The organism is Aquimarina rhabdastrellae, from assembly GCA_947387485.1.
Taxonomy (GTDB): domain Bacteria; phylum Bacteroidota; class Bacteroidia; order Flavobacteriales; family Flavobacteriaceae; genus Aquimarina.
The window spans coordinates 152,454-176,905 of the sequence record CANDNT010000009.1; the positions used below are offsets into that span (position 1 = coordinate 152,454).

Here is a 24,452-nt window from a genome sequence, read left to right on the forward strand (position 1 = left end):
ATTATTTTGCAGTTTCTACAAATTTAGTGATTGGATATGAAAAAAATAGTATATGCTATTACAGCATTTTTTTTGAGTACAGGAATGGTTTCCTATGGTCAAGAAAAAGAACAAGCTCGAGAATTGGGGCACATTAATGAAAATAAATTCAGGCAAATGTATCAGGAGTTTTCAACTCCTAATATGTATCGAACAGCTTCAGGAGCACCTGGTTCTGCATATTATCAGCAACAAGCAGATTATAAAATGAAAATCAAGCTTGATGATAAAAAGAAAACGATTACAGGGTCAGAAACTATTACATATACAAATAACTCTCCAGATGTTCTTGAATTTTTATGGGTTCAATTGGATCAAAATATGAGAGCAAAAGATTCAAAAACCCCATTAATCGAATCAGAACGAGTAAATCCAGGAGAGCAACCTAGTCAATTTGCAAAGAAATTTATTAAGGAACGTTTTGATGGAGGATTTAATATTACTGCAGTAAACGATGCAAGCGGAAAAGAATTACCATATACAATCAATCAAACAATGATGAGAGTAGAAATGCATCAACCACTTAAACCAGGAGGTAAGTTTACTTTTTCAGTTAATTGGTGGTATAATATTAATAACCATGTAGATGGGAGAGGAAGATCAGGTTATGAAGAATTTGAAGAAGGAAATAGAGCATATGTTATAGCTCAATTTTATCCTCGCATGGCTGTATATAATGATGTAGAAGGATGGCAAAACTCTCAATTTTGGGGAAGGGGTGAATTTGCATTACCTTTTGGTGATTTTGAAGTAGATATTACAGTGCCGTCTGATCATATTCTTGATGGAACAGGAGTTCTGGTTAACCGCAAAGAAGTATATACAAAAAAAATGATGGAGCGTTATGAAAAGGCAAAAAAATCGTATAAAAAACCTGTAATCATTGTAACGCAAAAAGAAGCTGAAAAAGCAGAAAAATCTTTTGCTACTACAGAGAAAACATGGAAGTTAAGGGCAAAGAATGTTCGTGATTTTGGTTTTGCTACTTCACGTAGATTTATAATGGATATGATGGCTGTAAAAGTTGGAGATAAGGATGTTATGGCTGTATCAATGTATCCTAAAGAAGGAAATCCGTTATGGGAAGAATGGTCAACAAAAGCTGTTGCTAGTACATTAAAATCATATAGTCGTATGACTTTTGATTATCCATATCACAAAGCAATTTCTGTTCATGCAAAAAGACAAGGGATGGAATATCCTATGATTTGTTGGAATTATGGACGTCCAAATCCTGATGGGACATATAGTGATAGGGTTAAATATGGTATGATAAGTGTGATTATTCACGAAGTAGGACATAATTATTTTCCTATGATTGTTAATAGCGATGAGCGTCAATGGACATGGATGGATGAAGGTTTAAATACTTTTGTACAATATGTAGCAGAACAAGATTTTGGCGAGTGGTATCCCGAAGCAATTAAACCATTAGATAAATATCCGTCTAGAAGAGGACCAGCAAAGAAAATTGTGCCTTATATGAGTGGAGACCAAAGTTTTATTGCCCCTATTATGTCTCAATCTAACAATATCTATCAATTTGGAAGTAATGCATATTCTAAGCCAGCAACTGGATTAAATATATTAAGAGAAACAGTAATGGGTAGAGAATTGTTTGATTATGCTTTTAGAACATATTCTCAGAGATGGATGTTTAAGCATCCAACACCAGAAGATTTCTTTAGAACTATGGAAGATGCTTCGGCAGTAGATTTAGATTGGTTCTGGAGAGGATGGTTCTATACTACAGATTATACAGATATAGGTGTAAAAGGAGTTAAAAAATTCTTTGTTTCTCCTAAGATTAATAAAGAAGCAAAAGCCTTTATCCAAAGTAGAGGGATTTCAGAAAAAGACTTAGGGCCTATGGTTTATATGGTAGAAGAAGGAAGTGACGACTTTAATGAGTCTTTAACTGAAGGTGATGCTGTAGCTAACTCAAAGAGTTTAAAGGAATATATTATGGATAACTTTACAGTTGAAGAGCGAAAAGAGTTTAAAACTCCTAAATATTTCTATGAAGTAACTTTTGAAAAGCCAGGAGGTTTAGTAATGCCATTAATAGTACAATATACCTATAAAGACGGTACAGAAGAAACTATTAAATATCCTGCACAAATCTGGAGAAAGAATGATAAGTCTGTATCAAAAGTAATTAGTACAGATAAAGAATTAGTTAAAGTAATAGTAGATCCTAAGTTTGAAACAGCAGATATTGACACTTCAAATAATATCTGGCCACAAAATTCAAGCGCCAGTCAATTTGATAGATTTAAGAATTCGATTAAGAATTAAATCTTTGACAAAGAGTCAATAGGGAACTAATAAAGAAACAAGGTAATAATTTAAAATTATTACCTTGTTTCTTTATTTTCGAGATTTATTTGTGTTTTTTTAAGATAGTGTTAAAAACAATTACATATTAATACCTTATCAATTAAGCATTAAATAATAATTTTTAGTAGTATATATTAAACTATTTATTTGCTTTAAGAATTAAATAAAAAAGGAATCCAAAAATAATTATTGGAGAAATATAAAGTCCCCAAAAGCCTAAAAATAAACCTAGAGCACCTAATTTCATTGAGGGATTATAAACATGTAGAAGTATAGGTAGGCTACAAATAAGAATGAGATATAGATAAGACTTTTTCATAATTTAAAAATATAGAAGTAAAAATATAAAATATTTTATGATTAAAATGAGCAAGAGGTAATCACCTAAATGACTACCTCTTGTTTATTTTTATAGAATAATTTAGAAATATCTAGAATCCCATAGCGGTATCATCACCACGTTTATCTGCACCACCTTCTAAAGTACCATCAGGTAAAACTAATATCCCATCTACTTTACCAATGATACGAGATTTCTGTTGATTAATATGATATCCTTTTTGTTTTAGGCTATCTAATAATTGTGTATCAAAAACATTAGGTTCAAAAGTTACTACGTCTGGTAACCATTGGTGGTGAAATCTAGGCGCATTAACTGCTTCTTGCATTCCCATACCAAACTCAGATACATTGAGAATAGTTTGTAGTACAGAGGTAATAATTGTAGAACCCCCAGGAGTTCCTACAGTCATCCAGAATTTTCCATCTTTTTCAACCAAAGTAGGTGTCATCGAACTCAACATACGTTTTTCTGGAGCAATTGCATTAGCTTCGGCACCGATTAAACCAAACATATTAGGTACACCAGGTTTTGCACTAAAATCATCCATTTCATTATTCAAAAAGAAACCTAATTCATCTACATATAATTTTGAACCATAAGCACCATTAAGTGTAGTTGTAACAGCTATAGCATTACCGTAATGATCTACGATAGAGTAATGGGTTGTATCGTCACTTTCATACCCAGGTAAATTACCATAAGACATATCACTTGAAGGAGTAGCTTTGTCAAAACTAAAAGATTCCATACGATTGTGTAAGTACTTTTCGCTAATAAGTGTATCAATAGGAATATTGACAAAGTCAGGATCACCTAGATAGAAACTTCGATCGGCATAAGCTCTACGTTCGGCTTCAGTTATGATTTGTATTGCTTTTTGAGAATTGTGACCATATTGTTTGATGTCAAATGGCTCTATAGATTTCATGATTTGAGCTAAACAAACCCCTCCACTAGAAGGTGGAGACATAGAAATAATTTTCAAGTCCTTATACTTAAAAGTAACAGGAGTACGCCATTTAGCTTCATATTTAGCCATGTCTTCTAGGGTTATAATACCTCCACGTTCTTGTAAATAAGCAACTAATTTTTGTGCAGTTTTTCCTTTATAAAATTCATCTTTACCATTTTGAATCATTCGTTCAAGCGTTCTAGCCAAACCTAAATTTACTACCGTATCGTTGGCTTTAAACGGGGTAGAATATAAAACAGTATCTTGATTAACTTCAGTAAAAACTTTGTGATATTTTTCAAAACGTTTTTGCTGTTTTTCTGTAACAGCATAACCTTTTTTTGCCAAATCAACTACAGGACGTAAGATAGTTTCTATTGGCAACGAACCAAATTTTTTGTGAACGGCAAAAATTCCAGCAACAGTTCCAGGAACTCCTACAGCCATAGCACCTACTTGACTTTTATTAGGTATTACGTTTCCGTCTTTATCTAGGTACATATCTTTGGTCGCAGCTAGAGGTGCTTTTTCTCTATAATCCAAAGCTCCAATTTCACCATTAGCATTGCGATAGACCATGAAACCACCACCGCCTAAATTTCCTGCAAAAGGAAAAGCTACAGCAAGAGCCATTTCGGTAGCAACCATAGCATCATAAGCATTACCACCTTGTTGCATGATTTCTTTTCCGATTTTTGAAGCTTCTTTTCTAGCAGAAACCACCATGGCTTTTTTGGTAATAAGCCCACGATTTATTGTAGGAGTAGTTTGCTTTTGAGGAGTTGTAGTTAATGGTTTAGATTCTTTTTTGCAAGAAAAAAGGCATAAAGATGCCCAACAGATTAATGCGATTTTTTTCATTTAATTAAGCTAGGGTTTTAATTTTTTCAGTAGTAAAAAGCTGTAAATCTATAAAGAACAAACGAAATTCTGATTTAAAATCTTCATAATATTCTTTTAATTCCTTTACAGCAAGATGCATATTAGATTTATGTTTAGTACGTCTTTGATCCATTTGAAATAAGATACGTTCTATACCATCTATGCGAGCATAGCTAAGTAACCAATTATCAGATAACATGTATGGCATGAAATTTTGGATACGGGTAGGTAATATCTCATAATGAGATTGTAATAAACTATAAAAAGTAGCAATATATTCATCAAGAGGTATTGTTGTATAATCTTGCCATAGAGAAGCGAGAAAATGATCATAAAAAATATCTACGATAACACCGCTATAATGACCATAAACGGGAAATAAGCGAGAAATACTTTGACGCACAATAGGATGATGATCTGTATAAGAATCAATTTGACGATGTAATTTAATACCATCTTGGATTCTTTCGGGATAATGTAGGTATTTTTTACCTTTAACAGAATCTGCTATAAAATTACCTATTTGTAATTCTTGATCATCACCAGAAAGATAAATATGTGCTAGAAAATTCATTAGGTGAATTTACGATTTTTAGTTTTTGAAATATAAATTTTAATTAAAAATTAAAATAGAATTTAGCAATAGCAAGATCTAGCTCGTATATTTGTGCTTCAATTTTTCTTCAAAAGAAGAAATACTACACTTAATAATAAAGTATGACATTAATCAAATCGATTTCAGGAATACGCGGTACTATAGGTGGAAATGTGGGAGATAATTTGACCCCTATAGACGCAGTAAAATTTGCTTCGGCATATGGTAGCTGGTTAAAAAAAGAATATAATAAAGAACATCCAATAGTTGTTGTAGGTAGAGATGCAAGAATCTCTGGAGCTATGATACAGCAATTGGTAATGAATAGCTTGGTAGGATTAGGAATACAGGTAATAGATCTTGATCTTTCTACAACGCCTACAGTAGAAGTAGCAGTACCTCTTGAAAAAGCAGATGGAGGAATCATTCTTACTGCAAGTCATAATCCAAAGCAGTGGAATGCCTTGAAATTGTTAAATCACAAGGGAGAGTTTTTGAGTGGTGCTAATGGAGCAGATATCTTAAAAATTGCAGAACAAGATGATTATTCTTTTGCCGAAGTTGATGATTTAGGAAGTGTGACGACAAAAGCAGATTATATAGATATTCATATTGATGAAGTTTTAAAACTACCATTAGTTGATGTAGAAAAAGTAAAGGCAGCTGGATTAAAAGTAGTTGTTGATGGTGTGAATTCTACTGGAGGAATAGCTGTTCCTAAGATTTTAAAACAATTAGGAGTTGAGGTTGTAGAATTATATTGTGAACCTAATGGACATTTTCCTCATAATCCAGAACCATTAAAAGAACATCTAACAGATTTATCTGAATTGGTTGTTAAAGAGAAAGCTGATTTAGGAATCGTAGTTGATCCAGATGTAGATCGTTTAGCTTTTATGGATGAGAATGGTGAAATGTTTGGAGAAGAATATACTTTGGTTGCTTGTGCAGATTATGTATTAAGTAAAACCAAAGGAAATACAGTTTCTAATTTATCATCAAGTAGAGCTTTAAGAGACGTGACTCAAAAACATGGTGGAACTTATGAAGCTAGTGCTGTAGGAGAAGTTAATGTAGTAGAAAAAATGAAAGCTAATAAAGCGATTATCGGTGGAGAAGGTAATGGAGGTATTATTTATCCAGAATCACATTACGGTAGAGATTCGCTTGTAGGTATTGCATTATTCTTGACACATCTGGCTGAGCAAAATATGAGTGTTAGCACTTTGAGAGCTACATATCCATCATATTTTATGAGCAAGAATAAAATACAATTAACGCCACAGCTTGATGTAGATGCTATTTTGGCGAGTTTTCATAAAAAACATGAAACAGAAGAAGTAAGCACAGTTGACGGAGTTAAAGTTGATTTTGCAGAGAGTTGGGTACATTTGCGTAAAAGTAATACAGAACCTATTATTAGAATTTATACTGAAGCTTTAAGTCAAGAAAAAGCAGATGCATTAGCAGATGAAACTATAAATGTACTTAAAGAAATTGCAGGTATATAAATAAGAATAATTAATTCTTAAGAGGATTAATCTATTAATTTAAAACTAAAAGGAGCTATTTAAATAGCTCCTTTTAGTTTTTATTAGAGGATATGATTTCTCATGTTTGCTCATCATTTAAAGTAATAGACCTGATATTTCTTTTTAAAATATTGTTTTTCTCTAATTTTTTTAAGGTTCTGGATACAGCTTCTCTAGAACAGTTTAAATCGTTAGCTATTTGTTGATGTGGGATAGATAACTCATTAGAGTTATGATAAACAGTTTTTAATTTAAGGTAACTTAACAAACGATTTTCCAAAGGTTCTTCTATCAATGATTGAATTACTCTCAAGATAGAGCTGTAGTGATGTTGATGCGATTTTATGATAAGCTCTCTTAATATAGGAAATTCTGAAGACCAATCTATAACTTTATCTAGCGGAATAGAAAGTAAGATACAATCTTCAAGAGCTATAGATGAAAAGTTGACAGGATAACCGCCAAACAAATTAGTAAGGCTAATTAAACAAATTTGTTTGGAAGTAAGAGGATATAATAATATCTTTTTGTCAATATGTTCTAAATAAAGTTCTAAAGATCCTTTGATTAATAATGTAGTATAATTATTTGAATGACCTTCGTGAAAAAAATAATCTTTTTGATGATATTTTTTTACAATACAATGGCTGTTAATTAAGTCAATTAACTTTTCAGGCAAGTCAAAATTGACTAAGTGATGTTTTAGTGATAAATCCATATGAATGAAAACTAAAATAAAGTGATTAAAAGCTTTCTATTATGATAATTCTTGAGTTTCTAGAGATACGATTTTGATCATCTAGTTGTTTTAAAGCTCTAGAAACAGCTTCTTTGGATATATTAAGATCAGAAGCTATTTCAAAGCGTGTAAGTTCTAATTTTTTGGTATTAAACAAAGAACTTTTAGTTATTAAATACTCAAAAAGGCGATCTTCTACAGACAGGGTTAGTATTTCATTTATTTTATGTAAAAGATGTTGATTATTATTATGATAACTAGTAATTAATATATGTTTTAATTCTTGATTATTTGTTGATAAATCAAGTAAAATTTGATTAGAAACCCATAATAGCTTTGTCTGCTTAATAGCTATAACTGTAGTTTGAATAGGTGTATCTTCATAAATATTCATAAAACTGATAACTCCTAAATCAAAATCAGTGATATGATACAGCAGTAAAGCATTTTGTTCTTTCCCCATAGTAACTTTAACCAAACCATCTAATAAAAATGCAGTTTGATCTGTAATATCACCTTTAGAGACTATTATATCATTTGGATAATAACTTTTTATATGTCCATGACTAGACAATAGGGATAATAATCCTTGATATATTTTATGATCCATGTAGTTAATTATTATTAATTAATAGAATGATGTATTCGATTAAAAGAATAAAAATAACGTTGAATAAAATAACGTAGAAAATTATGATAAGAAAAGATTCTGCTAAGATGCATAAAATATTTGTAAGAAAAAAATTAGATAGAAATTGCTACAGTATGTTAATTGTGTTAAAAAATGTTAATAAAAAGCTATAGAAAAGTTAAATAAAAAATAACATATTTAAGAAATGCATATAAATAAATGTGATGAGTGATAGTGATTTTTTAATGATTTATGAAAAAAAATTGATCGAGGTCACATCGTGATTTTTGAATGAGTGTGATTCATGTCAACATTTAAGAAATGGTTTTTGGAGATCTTTGATGATGAAAATAAAGTACCGGTAGCTTTTTTCGCAAAAAGAATTAAATACAAAAGAAAATTTAGATCATGAAAAAGAAAACAATGAAAGCTATAACGTTTATGGCATTAACATTAGGTATTGGATCAATAGCTAATGCTCAACTATATGAAGGAATAAATAGACAAGCAGGAATTGCCTTTAGGGCTAATGATGATAGTTCTAGGAATAATGAGTATTTTAGGTTTTTTACAGGAAGTCCAAGTGGAACTAATTATATAGCAGAATTAAATCATAATAGTTTGATTTTAAACGGAAGATCGTCCTCTCAAGGAGCAAATGTTCTTAGTCCTGTAGGAAAACATTTTAGCATAAAATCTATTAGAGGTATAGACATTAGATCTGATATAGATGGAAGTTCTAGTAGTGAAAATATCAGATTTCAATCAGGGATTTCTTCTGGTGGGTTTATTACTATAGCAGAGATTGATGAGAATGGAGTGAGTATGACAAGGTTAAAAGCAAGAAACAATACCTTACCTATACGAGTAGGTAGTACAGATATAATGGACTTATCAGATAATAGAGTTGCTTTTAGAAGAAATATAGTACTTAATACTAATGGAAATGATAGAATAGGAATAGGAACAGCTAATCCAAGCGAAAAATTACATGTTAATAATGGAGATGTAAGAATAGACAATGGAAGGTTAATAAGTAATGGTAATTTAGTTTTTAGACCAGGTTTAGTTAATAATGGAAGTGACGCTATAGAATTTAGAAATTCATCAAATATAGAGATGGCACGAATTAAAGATGGAGATATTACACTGATAAAAAGAGATGGACAAGGAGGTAAAATTAGATCTACAGAAGCAATTGAATTTAGACCAGAGGCAGACCGTAATGGGAATTTAGACAAAGTTTCTTTCTTTGATAGTACTGGTAAAGAAAAAACAAGAATACAAGACGGTATTATTATAACAGATGAGGTACGATTAAATGTAACTACATTTCCAGATTATGTATTTGCAAAGGACTATAATTTAATGTCTTTAAAAGAAGTTGCGGCATATATTAAAGAAAATAAACATTTACCTAATATGCCTACAGAAGCAGAAGTAGTAGCAAATGGGATGAATGTATCTCAAATCAATACAGTGTTAGTAGAAAAAGTTGAAGAACTAACATTACATACAATCAATCAAGAGGAGCAATTGCAATCTCAAGAGCAAAAAATTGCATTGTTATTAAAAAAGATAGCAACTCTTGAAGCAGCGATTAATAAATAAGAATTCAAGACTAAGGTAAAAGTTATATAGCAATTTTAAAAAATATAGATAACTAGATTAAAAGTAAAACATACGTATAAATACTAGTTAAAAATAATATATAACAATTACTTCCAATCCTTTTACAGATATAATAAATAGGCACATTGTTTATCAAAGATAAATAGTGAGCAAGGATATTTATGTACTAAATAAAGGAACAATAACGGATAACATATGAAAAAACATATATATACAGGAATCTTTTTATTCTTGATGGGAATAGGAAGTATCCATGCACAAGATACGCAACTATTTCGGTTTGTGAGTCAAGCAACTCAAAATAGCACACGTTTGGTATTACATCATAATTTAAATGATAATTCAGTAGAAGCTATACCGCTTAAAAACCAAGTGTTTAATAGCAAAGATGGTTATTTACAAGCATTTATACTACAACCTGTTCCAAACCAAAAAGGAGAAGTTTTAATAGCTTCGGCTAAAGCTCCAGAGTATTTTTTAAAGAGAAATGGATCTAATGTTATTTTTGAAAAGATAAATAATCAAAGTTTAGATACATTTCGATGGAGCATATCTTTCCACAGTAAAGAAAATTTTAATGGAGAGTCCTTAGATAATATAAATATAGTTACACCTCAAACTGTAAATAACTCAGCTGTTTTAATAGCTTCAGATAATGATAATGTATTTATAAATAGTGTTTTACCATCTGTGAATACCACAGGGGGTATAATTGAAATAATAGATCCTTTTGTATTTACAATGCAAAAAATAACTAATGTGTTTTAAAAATAAGAATATATGAAAAAGAATTATATCATAAGAAGTATATTGTTATTTTGGATGATAGCATATACGTTGATAGTAGAAGCACAAGATCATAGACCAGCAGTATTACATATTTTTGGAAATAGTAATTATCAAACCCATTTTGATACACAAACAAGGTTTACTACAGATGCTATTGAGAGAGGACAAAAAGGAGAAGCTACTATAGAGTTTTGGATCATGGCTGGCCCCTCTGATACTAATCCTAATAATGCATTTTCTCCGTGGAGCATTACTAATTTATTGACAGGATCAGATGCCTTTAGTTTTTTAGGATCAAGAGATGAATTGACATTAACTCTAGGAAATGCGGTTACTAATATAACGTTAACACCATCGCAACGTTTATTAAATAATCAATGGAATCATTTTGCAATAACATTAGATGCTCAAAACCAATTAAGAATATATTTAGATGGTGTAGAGCTACAAGTAATACAAAATGTAACTATGCGTCCAGAGCATTTGTATATGAGTATTGCTGCAAATAATGATTTGATGCTAGCAGAATACCGTGTATGGAGTCGTGTACGAACTCGAGCGCAAATAGAAAATACACGATTTCGATCATTATTTAATGAGAATGAATCATCGATAGCAGAGTTTAGAGGCTTAGGTTTAGTGATAGGTTATACCAATTCTGAATTTACAGAAGCAACATTTGCAAATCTACCTAGATTAGCTAGTACCGTTTGGGATAATATAGCGGCTACAATAGATAATGGATTTGTGCAACAATCTCGTATCACAAGTGATTATAGAGAAATTAGAAGATTTGCAGAAATACGTACAGATGCAGATCATCCAATTTTTAGTTTGGATCGTATTTTATTAAGAGCAGCAGATGGAGGAGGAATAGATGATGATGTTGAAAATGATACTAGAGGAATTTTGCTAAGATGGCCGCATATTGCCAATGTAGATTCTTATACCATTAGAAGAAGAGCAGTTAATGGAGGAGCAACGAGTAGCGTAATAGAAACAGTTGATGATGTGGCTAATCGCATGGTATCAAGCTTTATTACATATTATGATACTTCAATTATACCAGGAGAACTGTATGAATATACTGTAGAAGCATTTAATGGAGGGGCAATGACAAGCTCAGGTAGTGATACTGGATTTGTATTTCATAATGGAGAGATAGATGGTAGTGTGATTACAAATACACAAACAGCTGTACCTAATGTAAAAATAGAAGCTGTATTAACTAATGATGGTAATGCTGTAGCTCGTACAGATCAATCCTTATTATTTACAAATGGAGCTGTACCAGTAGTCGTAAATAATATAGAACCTTTTAGAGAATCAAGAGGTTTTGCTACTATAGAATTTTGGTATAAAACCCCATCAACAAATACTGCAAGTAATACCGTATTTAAATTAGATGCAGGAGAGATTCGAATGACAGATACTAAAGCTGAAATGTATTTGGGATCAAACGTATATGTATCTGCAGATAAACCTAATGATACGAATTGGCATCATTATGCATTTACAGTTAGTCCTACAGGAGGAGCTTTATATATAGATGGAGGAGTACAACCTATAGGAGCAAATACAGAAATCACTCCGAATGCTACTACAGTTAATCCGTTCGCCATTAACTTAAATAGAACAAGTCAGTTTTCGTTTAATCATCAAATTAATAATCCATACCATATTGATGAGTTAAGAATCTGGAGTGGGATTCGAGAAGCTACAGATATTTTTAATTATAGAGAAGTTATTTTAGGAGATAATGAAGAAGACTTGATAGCATATTACCGTTTTGATATTAATGGAGAGAGTGAGATATATAATCAAGCGATACATACTAGAGGAATACTTACAGGAAGAAGTTTTAGAATAGTAATGGTAGGTGGAGAAGAGCGTGTAGAAGAAGTACCTTTAACCTTTGCAAATGATAGACCCGCCATTAACTATGCAAGTTTTACAGATCAAAATGGGATGTATAGTTTTAGAACATTACCAGGAATTACTGGAGGTAATACTTCTTTGAGGTATACATTTACACCAGTATTACCTAATCATACGTTTAGTCCAGTAGATCGTTCTCAACAAGTGCCTTTGGCATTGATATTTACAGATGCACAACGTAATTTAGAACAATTTATAGATACGTCTACATTTACGGTAACAGGAGAAGTAGTATATAGAGTTCCTAATGTGAGTGCAGTTGGAGGATTTGATTTATTTCCTGTAGTAACAAATACTCCTATTGTATTAGATGGACAGATTATTAGAAATGAAGATGGTACTGTAAGAGGAACTAATATGAATGGAACCTATAGTTTTTCAGCTCCATTAGGAAGACATACGTTTTCGATTCATCCACAATTAATTCAAGATGAAGCAGCAAATTCGAATCAAGCAGTAGTTATTGACGAGTCTAGTTTAGATTTTAATGGAAATACGAGTTATGCGGTTAGCTCAGAGATGGTTTCAGCTAATGCAGCAGAACAATTTACCTGGTCATTCTTTTACAGCCCAGACGATGTAGCAGATCCTAATATTATAATTCCAGAAGTACAAACCTTATTACACTGGGGAGATTTGCTAGTGAATTTACAGGCGAATAATCGTATTCACGTATTTATAGGAGAACAAGAAATTACACAACGTGAAATTGAAAGTCGATCAGATTATAATTTCTTTGCCATTAGTTATAATGGAGAAACTAATCAAGTAAGAATACAGTTAGATGCGATGCCTTCGATAGTAGCAAATGTACCAAGTGGAACTAAGAACTTTAATACTAACTTGTATTTGGGTGCTCAAAATAGAGATATGACTCAAGAAGCATTTTCTAGAGCAAATATAGATATAGTAGAATATAGAGATGCAGCATATAGTGAGAGTCAATTAATCGCCATTAGAGAAGGAGAAGTTATAACACTTGATGAAGATCATTTACAATTATCCTATACGTTTGAGCAAGAGGCAGAAAGTTTTAGAGCGTTAAATACTATAGTAGGAGCAACGAATGAGAACAATTATTTAAACTTAGAAAATGAAGCCGATATAGTAAGAGGAGGCTCTGGATACATAAGAGAGATTGCATTTGATTATGTACCTACCAATGCCGAGTTTAATCCAGCAGAAGGCATGAGAGAATATGTTTTAAATGTCGTAGATCCTATATCAAGTTTAAATTTTGAGAACCGTACGCGATATAATTTTATAGGAAATATAGTAGTGCCATGTGACAATAATGTAGGAGTGTGGACGGGAACAATAACGAGAAGTGATATTAGAGAGCCACAATTCATAAAAACGATAGAGGCTAGTAATTTTAATGCAGAGCAGAATGTTTTTGTGGTGAAAGATTTATTACCTGGTAATTATGAAGTGTCTGTAACAAATACAATGACCGGATTTACACTACCAACATTTAGTGTAAATCTACAACAAGGAAATGTTATTAGAGATATTCGTTTTAGAAACCCTATAGAACAGATTACAGAATTTTATCGTTATGATATCACTAATCAAACATTACTTACGGCAGAAGGTATAGCTACTGAAGATTTAGCTGTAGCAAGAATAGATCCTTTATGTAATAGATTTTATGCGTTAGAAGCTGGTCAAGAAGTTTTGGCATCTGTACGTGTATTTGAACAGTATGGAGTAGCAGGTAATGAAGAAACACAATGTGTTATAGAAGATGTTAAGGTGAGTTTAAGCGGAGATGTAATCCTAGGAGCAGGAGGTAGGAATTTAGAAATGACTACTAATGAAGTAGGAAGAGCTAATTTTGTATTTCAAGTAAGTACACCTAATTTTTTAGGAAATAATACTAGAGGATTAAATATAGCGGTACAACGTGGAGAAGGTGCTAATGTAGAATCTATTAATGCAAATGAATCTGTATATGTAACAGGAGCAGAACCAGCCGCAACTGATTTTACATTGACAAACCCACAAGTAGGATATGTATTGCATGATCCACCAGGAGATGGAAGTAGTGCAACATTAGAGCAAGGAGCAACTTATTCTAATTCGTATTCTTTTGAAGAAGGAACAGATATCATGACCGCATTTACAGCTGGAGTAGGAGTAGAATTTGATGTAGAAATGACAACAGCTGCTGTTACAGCACCTTTGGGTGTAGGAACTGTTCAAGGAGTAAATACTACAGTAAGTTCAAATGAGTTAAATGTAGGAACAACGACTACTGCAAATTTTAGTTATCGCAATACGGGAGGTAATGGAACGAGTGTAAGTTTGACACAAAATGTATCTACTCCGACTTTTGATACGTATGTTGGTCAAGATGCAGATGTATATATAGGAACTTCGGATGTATTAGGATTTAGTATGTCAAGAGCGTTAACAGTGAATGAAGCGACTTGTACAGCTGTAGTTAATCCTAATCAATTAACGATGGTCATTAGTGAGAGTACTCCTTTTGCATTTACACAACAACAATTATTAGATGTTACGATTCCTAGTTTACAACAATTATTAATAGGAGAAATAGATGGTGTAAATTCACCAAATCAATCAGAATTGGATTTACGTAATAGTAATGATTTAAGTGCTACATTAGATCGTATTTTGACTCAAAATTTAAAAGACGAAGATGAAACGATTCGGGATTTAGCACATCAGATTGATACATGGACTGCTATTATTCAGAAGAATAGAGAAAAACTAAAAGAAGTTAACTTCTTAGCTAATGGCGAGACTTTTGCAAATACGACAGAAAGTTTAGAAACTCTAGGAGGAGTTGGTAGTGTTAGTGCGTTAGATCAAGAATTATCATTCTCATCAGGAGTAAATGTCTCTTATGCTTTATCTAGAGCTGTTACTAATGATGATGGATCAGTAAATGGAGGAGGAGTTGTTACAGGGATTAATATAGGTACTAGTTTTAATGCTTTAGGTGTAAGAATATCATTAAGTAATGAAACTTCTATTTCGGGAGTAAGAAGTAATGCTTCAAATAATTCAAATGGAAGTAGCAGAGTAGATAGCTTTACTTTTACAGATGATGATGCTGGAGATCAATTTAATGTAAGTATTCGTAGGGATCCAGAATATGATACTCCGATGTTTTTAACTAGAGCAGGACGAAGTATGTGTCCATATGAATCTGGAACAGTTCCTAGACAAGGAGTAGAAATTGTCCTAGATAGAACTGTAGGATTTAGTACTCCAGGAGATGATTCTATTTTATATAATGTGATTTTACGTAATACGCAACGTGCTCAAGATAATACACGTAAAACATATATAGTAGGATTAAATGGAGCAAGTAATAATCAAGGAGCGCAAGTGTTCTTTAATGAATCTCCAATTTTTGAACCAGCAACAACCTCACCTATCACGTTTGGGTTAGATGGAAATTCTCCGACAGGAGTTGTAGAAGAAATCGTAGGTCAATTACGTATTACAAGAGGGTTAGATGCTCCAGAAAATATTTCGTATGAAGATATTGGAATTCGATTCTTTGCAGCATGTGAACAAGATGGAGACGTTTACCGTAGATATAGAGTCGACGAATATGCAGAAGTAGGTGTAGTACCCTTTCAAGAAGTCTTTGTTTCTGCACATTTCAGTGGAGCATGTGTAGAAGAAATTGAGCAAGCAGCACCTCTTGTAGATTGGGTAGTGAATAATGCAAGTGATAATGAATTACAATTTAGATTTGCTATACCAGGACTTAATGACTTTTTAGGAGTTGCACCAGCAGCAGAAGAAGCAGAAACAAGTACGTTCCAAGTACGATTAGAATATGCTAATGAAGGAAATAATACCCCTGTAGAATTAGTTACTTTAGATGCAGCAACTTTAAGAGCAAATTTAGATGATCAAACAGGTTTTGTTGTATACGATGCAGATGTATCGGGACTAGCTAATGGAACTTATAGTATGCGAATTACACCTATTTGTGATCCAGATAGTTTAAATCCTAATAGTCGTAATAACCCTACAGCTTTTGTAGAAGGAGTTATTAATCGTACAGCAGCAGAACGAATAAGTACTAATCCTGTAAATAATGGAGTATTAACAGAAGGTGCAATTTCTATTACTTTTAATGGACCTATTAATACAGCTACAGTAAACCTAAATTCTATAGGATTGCGTGGAGTAATAGGTGGTTTACCAAGAGATTTAGTATCTGCAGAGCTCGCTCAAAATGCAGATGAGATTAGTGTACCGCATCAACCTGTTTTTAATATTGAAGGAGCATTTACTGTAGAAATGTGGGTGAACCCATCAAGATACCCTACTATGGAGACTGTCCCGATGTTAAGAAAAGGAAGTAATTATGGATTAGCATTATTACCTAACGGAACTATACGTGTAAATGATGTTTTAACTACAAATCGAGCGGTATTACCATTTGAATGGACACATATAGCAGCAGTATATGATGGAAGAAGTACTGTAGAAATCTATTTTAATGGAGAATCTGTAGCTTCTGCGCCATATAATGGAGTTGTAAGTAATAATGAAGCTATCGAAATTTCTCCAGATGTAAATGGCGAATCTTATATAGGAAGATTAGATGATATCAGAATATGGAATGTAGCCAAATCACCATTAGAGATCAACACCCAATTGAATCGTCAATTGTTAGGAAATGAGTCAGGGTTGATAGCTTATTTTATATTAGATGATATCGCTTTAGCAGGAGTAAATGGAGCACAAGATGAAGCTATTCGAGATTTTACAGGAAATGCAATAGGAACCACAGCTACTGGTTTAGCTTTTGTAAATGGAGAAGCAGAAGCAGCACCATTAGATGTAACTCGTAGAGTAACAGATCTACAATTTACCACTACAGTATCCGATGGAGGAACAACAATTAATATCAATCCATTATTTACTGTAGCAGATTTAGAAGGAGCTCGATTGACAGCAATGATTCATGAAAACCGTTTAAGAGATCAAGCAGAAAATATGATAGATGGATATTCATGGAGTTTTATAGTGAATCAAAATACTATTGCTTGGAGTCAAAATAATATTAACCGATCCCAGGTTCAAGGACAAGAGTTGATTATTGATGATATTGACTTGATTAATGAAGCAGGAGGAGTACCAGTTACGTATCGTTTTGAACAGTTACCAGTATGGTTATCAGTACAAGAACGTAATGGTAGTACCATAACTCCTATAGCAGAAGGTGCAAATAGAAGAATAGAAGCCTTAGAAACCGAAAGAGATTTAGAATTTGTAGTCGCACCATACTTAAATCCAGGTGTACATACGGCAAATGTTGCAATAGTAGTAGAAAATGCAAATTCAGGACAATCCTTAGGCGTAGAGACTTTTACATTAGAAATTACAACCAATTGTGAAGTTCCTAATTATACAGCAGGCTTTAGTTCAGGAGACTTTTTAGGAACAATGAATTTTGTGGGGAGATTAATGATCAATGACGCACAATCTATAGATACTAATGATATTGTAGCCGTATACTTAAATGATGAGTTTAGAGGATCAGGACAAGTTGGAGTAGATGGCATGGTACGATTTGGAGTATTTGGTGATGATACAGAGACAGGAACTTTAAGTTTTAGAGTATGGGATGCTTCAGAGTGTACTGAGTATGGAAGTATTATAGAGCACTATAATTTTGCATTCGGATCTATACAAGGTACTATTGCTATACCTGTAACTTTTACTGTAGGAGAGAATCTTACAAGAAGAATTCCAGTTACTGGACGTTTTTACGAAGTGAGTTTTAACTTGATAGATAATACGGTAGCAAATACACTTTCTTTAAGTTCGATTAGGGGATTATCAAATGGAGATCAATTAGCAGATGCAGCGAGTCCAAGTACAATTATAGCAACAGTAGATGCTAATGGAGTTTTAATAGGAATAGATCCAGCAATGACAACTATAGATATACGTAAAGGATATCTATTAAGAAGAATAGAGAGTACATCAATAACATTAGAGGTGTCAGGAATTCCAGTTCCAGTAGATACTAACATTGCTATTGCAGGAGGAAATGTAAGAACAGGAATTGCGTTTTTACCAGATCAACTACAAACGACATCATTAGCTTTGAGATCATTGACATCAACGATAGCAAGAGCAGGAGATTTTATAGAAAGGAGAGGATTGAGTGCAGAGTATGATGATGTTAATGGATGGGTAGGAACTTTAACCCATTTAACACCAGGATTAGGGTACATTACTACACTTAATGTAGCAGGAACATTGAACTATAGTGGAATTGCTAGTCGTGCTAATACCTCTGGAGCAGCCTTTGATGTAACTACAAATGAAGTTTCTTATCTAGAAAAAGCATCAAGATTAGATTGGCGTATGGATACAGGAAATTATGCAGAATTTATGTATATGACCGCTGTATTAAAGACAACTCAATTAGATGTTACAAAAGATTATATAATAGCTGCATTTATAGGAGATGAGGTTCGAGGGATAGCGAAGCCACAACTAGTAAATAATCAATATCATTACTTTATAGGGATTGGAGCAGATGAAAATGCAGAAGTGATTTTTAAATTATATGATGGAGAGAAAATAATCACATTAGATAATGTAGAGACTTTTGATAGTAATGTGTTATTAGGAGGATTGAAAACTCCATATGAGCTTAATTATACAGCTAAAAATAACACTGTGGAACAAGTTATAATTAATGATAAAATAGGATTTAGTTTAACACAAAATATACCAAATCCAATGACTGATACTACAAGAATAACATATAGTGTACCAGAAGCACAACATGTAGATATTAGTTTATACAATTTGTTAGGACAAAAAGTATACACTTTTGTTAATGAAAAAGTATCAGGAAATACTATTCATACCATTGATTGGAATGGAGAAATAGAAGGAAAAGTATTAGCCAATGGAATTTATATTTATCAGTTAACAGCTGGAGAACAAGTATTACAACATAAATTAATCATTGAATAATAATTGTTGATTTGTTTTTTTAGAAAGTAAATAGAGGTTACCATTTCGGTAACCTCTATTGTTATATAAAATATATAGAAGTGAATTTAAACTTTATAAATTATAATAGAGTGTAAGCTTAGTTAAACAAATAAAATTATAAAAACTTACTTATTATTTCTATAAAAAAGCAAAAAGAACTATTAATCAATAGTAGCTCCTTTAGGAGGAGTAGCATTGCGATGTTTCCATCTTTTATGAGTCCATAAATAATAAGCAGGAGCTTTACGAATTTGATTTTCGAGTAAACTCAAATATTTTTTTACAATAAAATAATCTTCACAATCTCCAGCACTTTCTGTAATAGGAATAAAGGAAGCTTCATAATGACCTCTTTTCTTTTTTTCTACATTGAGATAAACAACAGCAAGATCAAAACGTTTAGCCAAAACTTCGCCTCCTAAAAATGCAGGAACTTTGATACCCATAAAATCAGTCCAATAAAAAGCTTTATGAATACGAGGAGATTGGTCAGAAACCATACCATAAATAGCTAAATTTCCATCATTTTCATTTTTAGTAATTTTTTTCATGGCATTATAGCTGGTGACTAATTGTGTATTGTATTTTGCGCGAATACGTCTAACTAAGCGATCGAAATAAGGATTTTTAATTTGTTTATAAACCCCAATCGAAGGATATTTAATAAGTAATTGAGCAACAATTGCCCATTCATAACTTGCGTAATGACCTACTAGTAAAACAATACTTTTTTGTTTTGCTTCTAATTCTTTTAAAACTTCAATATTAGTAATATGAAAGCGTTTTAATAATTCGTCATTTGTTATTGACATGGATTTGATCATTTCCAAAAACATGTCACACATATGTTTGTAAAAAGTTTTACGAATAATCTTAATCTCCTGATCAGATTTCTCTGGAAAAACTAACTTGAGATTTTCTGTAACAGTTTTACGACGATAACCTATTACATAATAGACTAGAATGTAAATGCTAGTAGAAAAAGCATAAAACAAACGCCATGGTAACCTAGAAATAATCCATAAAAATGGATAAGCTAAACAATAAATAAATAATTGCATTCCAACTTTATTTGAATTAGCGAAAATAGACAATTTAAAGTGAATTATATAGACGAAGAATTAAAAAGGAATTCGAATATGAATATACTATACTGTTAAAATTAGATTTATAGGTATATTTGAACTATTAAAATAAAGGACATATATGATGAATTTAGATCTGGTAATGATTATTCTTATCGCAGCCAATGTAATTATTTCGTTTAAAGGTTTTAAAGACTTCTCATTTTTTGAACAGTATAAATTTAATATAGGAGGAATAAGAAGAGGAGAACAAATCCGTACAATAAGTTCAGGATTCTTGCATGCAGACGAAATGCATCTTTTTTTTAATATGCTAACTTTATATTTTTTTGCACCTGTAGTAATAGTTTATGTAGGAAGCATTAATTTCTTAATCATTTATTTTGGAAGTTTAGTCATAGGAAGTTTATGTTCACTTTATTTTCATAAAGATGAATATCACTATAGTGCAGTAGGAGCAAGTGGAGCAGTTTCGGGAATAGTATATGCAGCAATTTTATTTCAACCTACAAGCAGTATGGGACTATTATTTATACCAATACCTATTCCTGCTTTTGTTTTTGGTATAGGGTATTTATTGTATTCTATTTATGGTATGAAAAATAGACAAGGGAATATTGGTCATGATGCACATTTTGGAGGTGCAGTGGGAGGGTATTTAATAACCTTAATTATAGCGCCATGGATATTTCAGCAAAACCTGATTTTTGTTGGATTATTAGCCATTCCCATAGTCATTTTGTTTATCATGCAACGACAAGGAAAATTATAATGGCATAGCTATTGATTATAAGGAATTAATATAAATCACTTCTGAGATTGATTTATGAAAATATTGAAATTATAACCATTTAAATACAAACTATGAAAAAAATATTTTTAATCGCACTTACATTGATAACTATGGGAATACAAGCACAAGAATCGCATAAAAATACGGTATCTGTAGCAGGAGAAGGAATTGTTCATGTAATTCCTGATGGCGCAATAGTAACCGTACGAGTAGAGCATCAAGGTAATGAAGCACTAGATGTTAAAACAAAAAATGATAAGGCCGTTGCTGCTGTAATTCAATATTGTAAAAAAGCAGGGGTTAAAGAAAAAGATGTGCGTACAGAATACATCAATTTAAATAAGAACTATAATTATAACACCAAAAAATATAGTTATACAGCTAATCAAACGATGCGAATCAAAATTCGTAAACTAGAAGATTATGATAAAATAATGAGTGGATTATTAGCATCTGGAATCAATAGAATAGATGGTATTCAATTTACTTCATCTAAAATCGAAAGCTTAGAAGCTGAAGCTAGAAAGAAAGCTGTAGCTAATGCAAAAGAAAAGGCTTTGGAGTATACTAGTGTTTTAGGTCAAACAATAGGTAAGGCAGTTCAAATTAGCGAACAACGTAATGTTTCTAATCCTGCACCTATGGGATTAAAGATGAGAGCTATGTCTGCAGAAATGGACTCAAGCGGACCAACTATTGCTCCTGGAGAGTTAAAGGTGAGTTCTCAAATACATATCGTATTTGAATTGAAATAGAAAATAAAGGGCGGTATTACCGCCCTTTATTTTAAATACTAATTACCAAATCCATTACCAAAACGGTAACTTAATACAATACCATGTGAGCTTTTGATAGGAGAAGATCGAACTCCTTGATTAAATTGATATAAAAATCTAAAATGATTAGAAAGTTTAAATCCTAGAATATAATTAATAGAAGTATTAGTACGATAACCAAAACCTAATTCAATACTATTCTTATAATTAAATGTTGAGTTAAAATCTATTTGAGCTGGCGCGCCTTGTGTGTATTTAAAAAGCACACTTGGATTCCATAATAACTTTTGATAGCGACTTGTAAAAAGGCGTAAACCAGCATAACTATAATACACATTTTGAAGATCAATATCTTGATCAGAAGCTAAGCTGGTACCTAGAAGATTGGGGACAGAAAAACCTATATAAGCTTCCTCTCTATTATACAAGATCCCGATACCTAGTGTAGGAATAGAACTATTAATGTTGTGATCAAAATTAGGATCGTTTGTGATGCCTAGATCAAGTAAGTTTTCATTGTATGATAAAAGCCCTCCGGTGATACCAAAAGATAAAATATGAGGATTATACGCCCACCAAATTGGACGATTAAAATTTTTGTCAAAATGGATTTTATAGGCATACGCCAAAGAAATATGAGTAGTTTTGGTAACTCCTATTTCATCACTAATAACACTACCTCCAAAACCTTGATGCTCATTTCTAAAAGAGGTATTAAAAGAAGCACCTAAATCACGTGGACTACCATCTGTAGTATTAAAATATCCTCTGGTAAAAACAGAAATATCTGTAGTTTCATAATATCCAGCATGAGCAGGATTTAAAATGATAGGATTATAGTTATAATTAGCAAAAATAGGTGTTTGTTGACCCAAAAGAGAAAAACTATTTCCTTGAATTAATACAATAAGCAATAGGAATATCAATCTAATATTATACATACGATATTATCTTTTTAATACAAGAAAACCTTGAAGTTTTGGTAAATTATGAGCAGAGTTAATTTTGATATCAAAGAAATAAGTTCCTTCAGGAAGACTATTTGCTCCAGCAGAGGTTAATCGATTTGCTTCTCCTCTAAAAACATTAGTGGTATTATTATAGCCTCTTATTTGAAAGACCAAATCACCCCATCGATTGTAAATATAAACTTCATTATCTGTATAGTTTTCTATACCTTTTATTTCCCAAAAGTCATTGATTCCATCATTGTCAGGAGAAAAACCATAAAGAGATTCTTCTTCTTGAGGAGGAATAACGCTTATAGTAATTTCATCTTGAGCTATACATCCATTAAGAGTTGTTAAGGTTACAGTATATGTTGTTGTTTCCTCAGGACTAGCTAAAGGAGAAAGACTATTAGGATTATCAAGTCCTGTAGTTGGTGACCATGAAATAACACCAGTAGCATTAGTAACAACATCGATAGCTATCTCTTCTCCTAGATTAATTTCAATATCATTTTCGACAGCTATAAAAGGTTGTTCTTCGTTAATAGTGATACTACATTGCGAACTGTTTCCTGCATCATCAGTTGCTGTAAAAGTAACGGTCATCCCATCTATAAAAGGCGAACCAGCATTAGGATTTTGAGAAATAGTGACATCTGTATCAATATTATCAGTAGCATTAACTAGCGTAGTATAATCAGGTATAACAGTTACATTACAATCTAGTGTTTGATTAGCTAGACAAGAGATAACAGGATCTTCTGTATCAGCATTAGCAGTAATGATAATGCTACATTGCGAAGTGTTCCCTGTATTATCATTAGCTGTAAAAGTAACAGTCATTCCATCGGTAAAAGGTGAACCTGCGCTAGGATTTTGAGTAATAGTAAGAGTATTATCACAATTATCCGTAGCAGTTATTAAAGAAGTATAATCGGGTAAATTATCACCGATATTAAGATTTTGATTTCCAATACAAGAGATAACAGGATCTTCGGTATCAGCATTAGCAGTAATAATGATACTACATTGTGAACTGTTCCCTGCATCGTCAGTAGCAATAAAAGTAACAGTCATCCCATCTGTAAAAGGCGAACCAGCATTAGGATTTTGAGAAATAGTGACATCTGGATCAATATTATCAGTAGCAGTAACTAGTGTAGTATAATCGGGTATAACAGTTTCATTACAATCTAGTGTTTGATTAGCTTGACATGAGATAACAGGATCTTCGGTATCAGCATTAGCAGTAATGATAATACTACATTGTGAATCGTTCCCTGCATCATCAATAGCAGTAAAAGTAACAGTCATCCCATTTATGAAAGGAGAACCAGTGCTAGGATTTTGAGTAATAGTAAGAGTATTATCACAATTATCCGTAGCAGTGATTAAAGAAGTATAATCAGGTAAATTATCACC

14 protein-coding genes are annotated in these 24,452 nt (G+C 32.2%); 7 read left to right on the forward strand and 7 right to left on the reverse strand.

Annotated elements, in window-relative coordinates:
- Positions 1 to 36 precede the first annotated feature (36 nt).
- Positions 37 to 2,337: a M1 family metallopeptidase gene (locus ACYEKI_RS14275; RefSeq protein ID WP_459211873.1), complete on the forward strand. Its 2,301-nt coding sequence runs from the start codon at positions 37 to 39 to the stop codon at positions 2,335 to 2,337.
- 473 nt (positions 2,338 to 2,810) lie between these two features.
- Here ACYEKI_RS14275 and ggt read toward each other — a convergent pair whose 3' ends face one another.
- Together ggt and ACYEKI_RS14285 are read right to left on the reverse strand one after the other, a co-directional pair.
- Positions 2,811 to 4,535, reverse strand: a complete 1,725-nt coding sequence (ggt, locus tag ACYEKI_RS14280) for a gamma-glutamyltransferase (protein ID WP_459211874.1) — start codon at positions 4,533 to 4,535, stop codon at positions 2,811 to 2,813.
- A 4-nt stretch (positions 4,536 to 4,539) separates the two neighbouring features.
- Positions 4,540 to 5,130, reverse strand: a complete 591-nt coding sequence (locus tag ACYEKI_RS14285) for an acyl carrier protein phosphodiesterase (RefSeq protein ID WP_459211875.1) — start codon at positions 5,128 to 5,130, stop codon at positions 4,540 to 4,542.
- 143 nt (positions 5,131 to 5,273) lie between these two features.
- Here ACYEKI_RS14285 and glmM point away from each other — a divergent pair, with 143 nt between their 5' ends.
- Positions 5,274 to 6,662 carry a phosphoglucosamine mutase gene (gene glmM / locus ACYEKI_RS14290; protein ID WP_459211876.1) on the forward strand — a complete coding sequence of 463 codons (1,389 nt, stop codon included), beginning with the start codon at positions 5,274 to 5,276 and terminating at the stop codon, positions 6,660 to 6,662.
- Between the two features lie 100 nt (positions 6,663 to 6,762).
- Here the strand turns inward: glmM and ACYEKI_RS14295 are convergent, their stop codons facing one another.
- Both ACYEKI_RS14295 and ACYEKI_RS14300 read right to left on the reverse strand, forming a co-directional pair.
- Complete coding sequence (locus tag ACYEKI_RS14295) at positions 6,763 to 7,401, reverse strand: Crp/Fnr family transcriptional regulator (RefSeq protein WP_459211877.1); 639 nt, start codon at positions 7,399 to 7,401, stop codon at positions 6,763 to 6,765.
- Between the two features lie 25 nt (positions 7,402 to 7,426).
- Complete coding sequence (locus ACYEKI_RS14300; RefSeq protein WP_459211878.1) at positions 7,427 to 8,032, reverse strand: Crp/Fnr family transcriptional regulator; 606 nt, start codon at positions 8,030 to 8,032, stop codon at positions 7,427 to 7,429.
- A gap of 429 nt (positions 8,033 to 8,461) precedes the next feature.
- Here ACYEKI_RS14300 and ACYEKI_RS14305 point away from each other — a divergent pair, with 429 nt between their 5' ends.
- From ACYEKI_RS14305 to ACYEKI_RS14315, 3 genes are all read left to right on the forward strand, one after another.
- Positions 8,462 to 9,664 (forward strand): hypothetical protein, encoded by a 1,203-nt coding sequence (locus ACYEKI_RS14305; RefSeq protein ID WP_459211879.1) that lies wholly within the window; start codon positions 8,462 to 8,464, stop codon positions 9,662 to 9,664.
- 216 nt (positions 9,665 to 9,880) lie between these two features.
- Positions 9,881 to 10,453: a hypothetical protein gene (locus ACYEKI_RS14310; protein WP_459211880.1), complete on the forward strand. Its 573-nt coding sequence runs from the start codon at positions 9,881 to 9,883 to the stop codon at positions 10,451 to 10,453.
- 12 nt (positions 10,454 to 10,465) lie between these two features.
- Positions 10,466 to 19,405, forward strand: a complete 8,940-nt coding sequence (locus tag ACYEKI_RS14315) for a LamG-like jellyroll fold domain-containing protein (protein WP_459211881.1) — start codon at positions 10,466 to 10,468, stop codon at positions 19,403 to 19,405.
- Positions 19,406 to 19,587: 182 nt separating this feature from the next.
- On the opposite strand, the gene ACYEKI_RS14320 is transcribed toward ACYEKI_RS14315, so the two are convergent.
- Positions 19,588 to 20,487: a lysophospholipid acyltransferase family protein gene (locus ACYEKI_RS14320; RefSeq protein WP_459211882.1), complete on the reverse strand. Its 900-nt coding sequence runs from the start codon at positions 20,485 to 20,487 to the stop codon at positions 19,588 to 19,590.
- Between the two features lie 145 nt (positions 20,488 to 20,632).
- Between ACYEKI_RS14320 and ACYEKI_RS14325 the strand changes: the two genes are divergently transcribed.
- Both ACYEKI_RS14325 and ACYEKI_RS14330 read left to right on the forward strand, forming a co-directional pair.
- Entirely contained in the window at positions 20,633 to 21,283 is a 651-nt protein-coding gene (locus tag ACYEKI_RS14325) for a rhomboid family intramembrane serine protease (RefSeq protein WP_459211883.1), read from the forward strand.
- 92 nt (positions 21,284 to 21,375) lie between these two features.
- Positions 21,376 to 22,059: an SIMPL domain-containing protein gene (locus tag ACYEKI_RS14330; protein ID WP_459211884.1), complete on the forward strand. Its 684-nt coding sequence runs from the start codon at positions 21,376 to 21,378 to the stop codon at positions 22,057 to 22,059.
- Positions 22,060 to 22,097: 38 nt separating this feature from the next.
- Here ACYEKI_RS14330 and ACYEKI_RS14335 read toward each other — a convergent pair whose 3' ends face one another.
- Together ACYEKI_RS14335 and ACYEKI_RS14340 are read right to left on the reverse strand one after the other, a co-directional pair.
- On the reverse strand, positions 22,098 to 23,021 hold the full coding sequence (locus ACYEKI_RS14335) for a PorP/SprF family type IX secretion system membrane protein (protein ID WP_459211885.1): 924 nt from the start codon (positions 23,019 to 23,021) through the stop codon (positions 22,098 to 22,100).
- Positions 23,022 to 23,027: 6 nt separating this feature from the next.
- Positions 23,028 to 24,452 (reverse strand): HYR domain-containing protein (locus ACYEKI_RS14340; protein WP_459211886.1); only part of this gene is annotated, 1,425 nt, incomplete at its 5' end.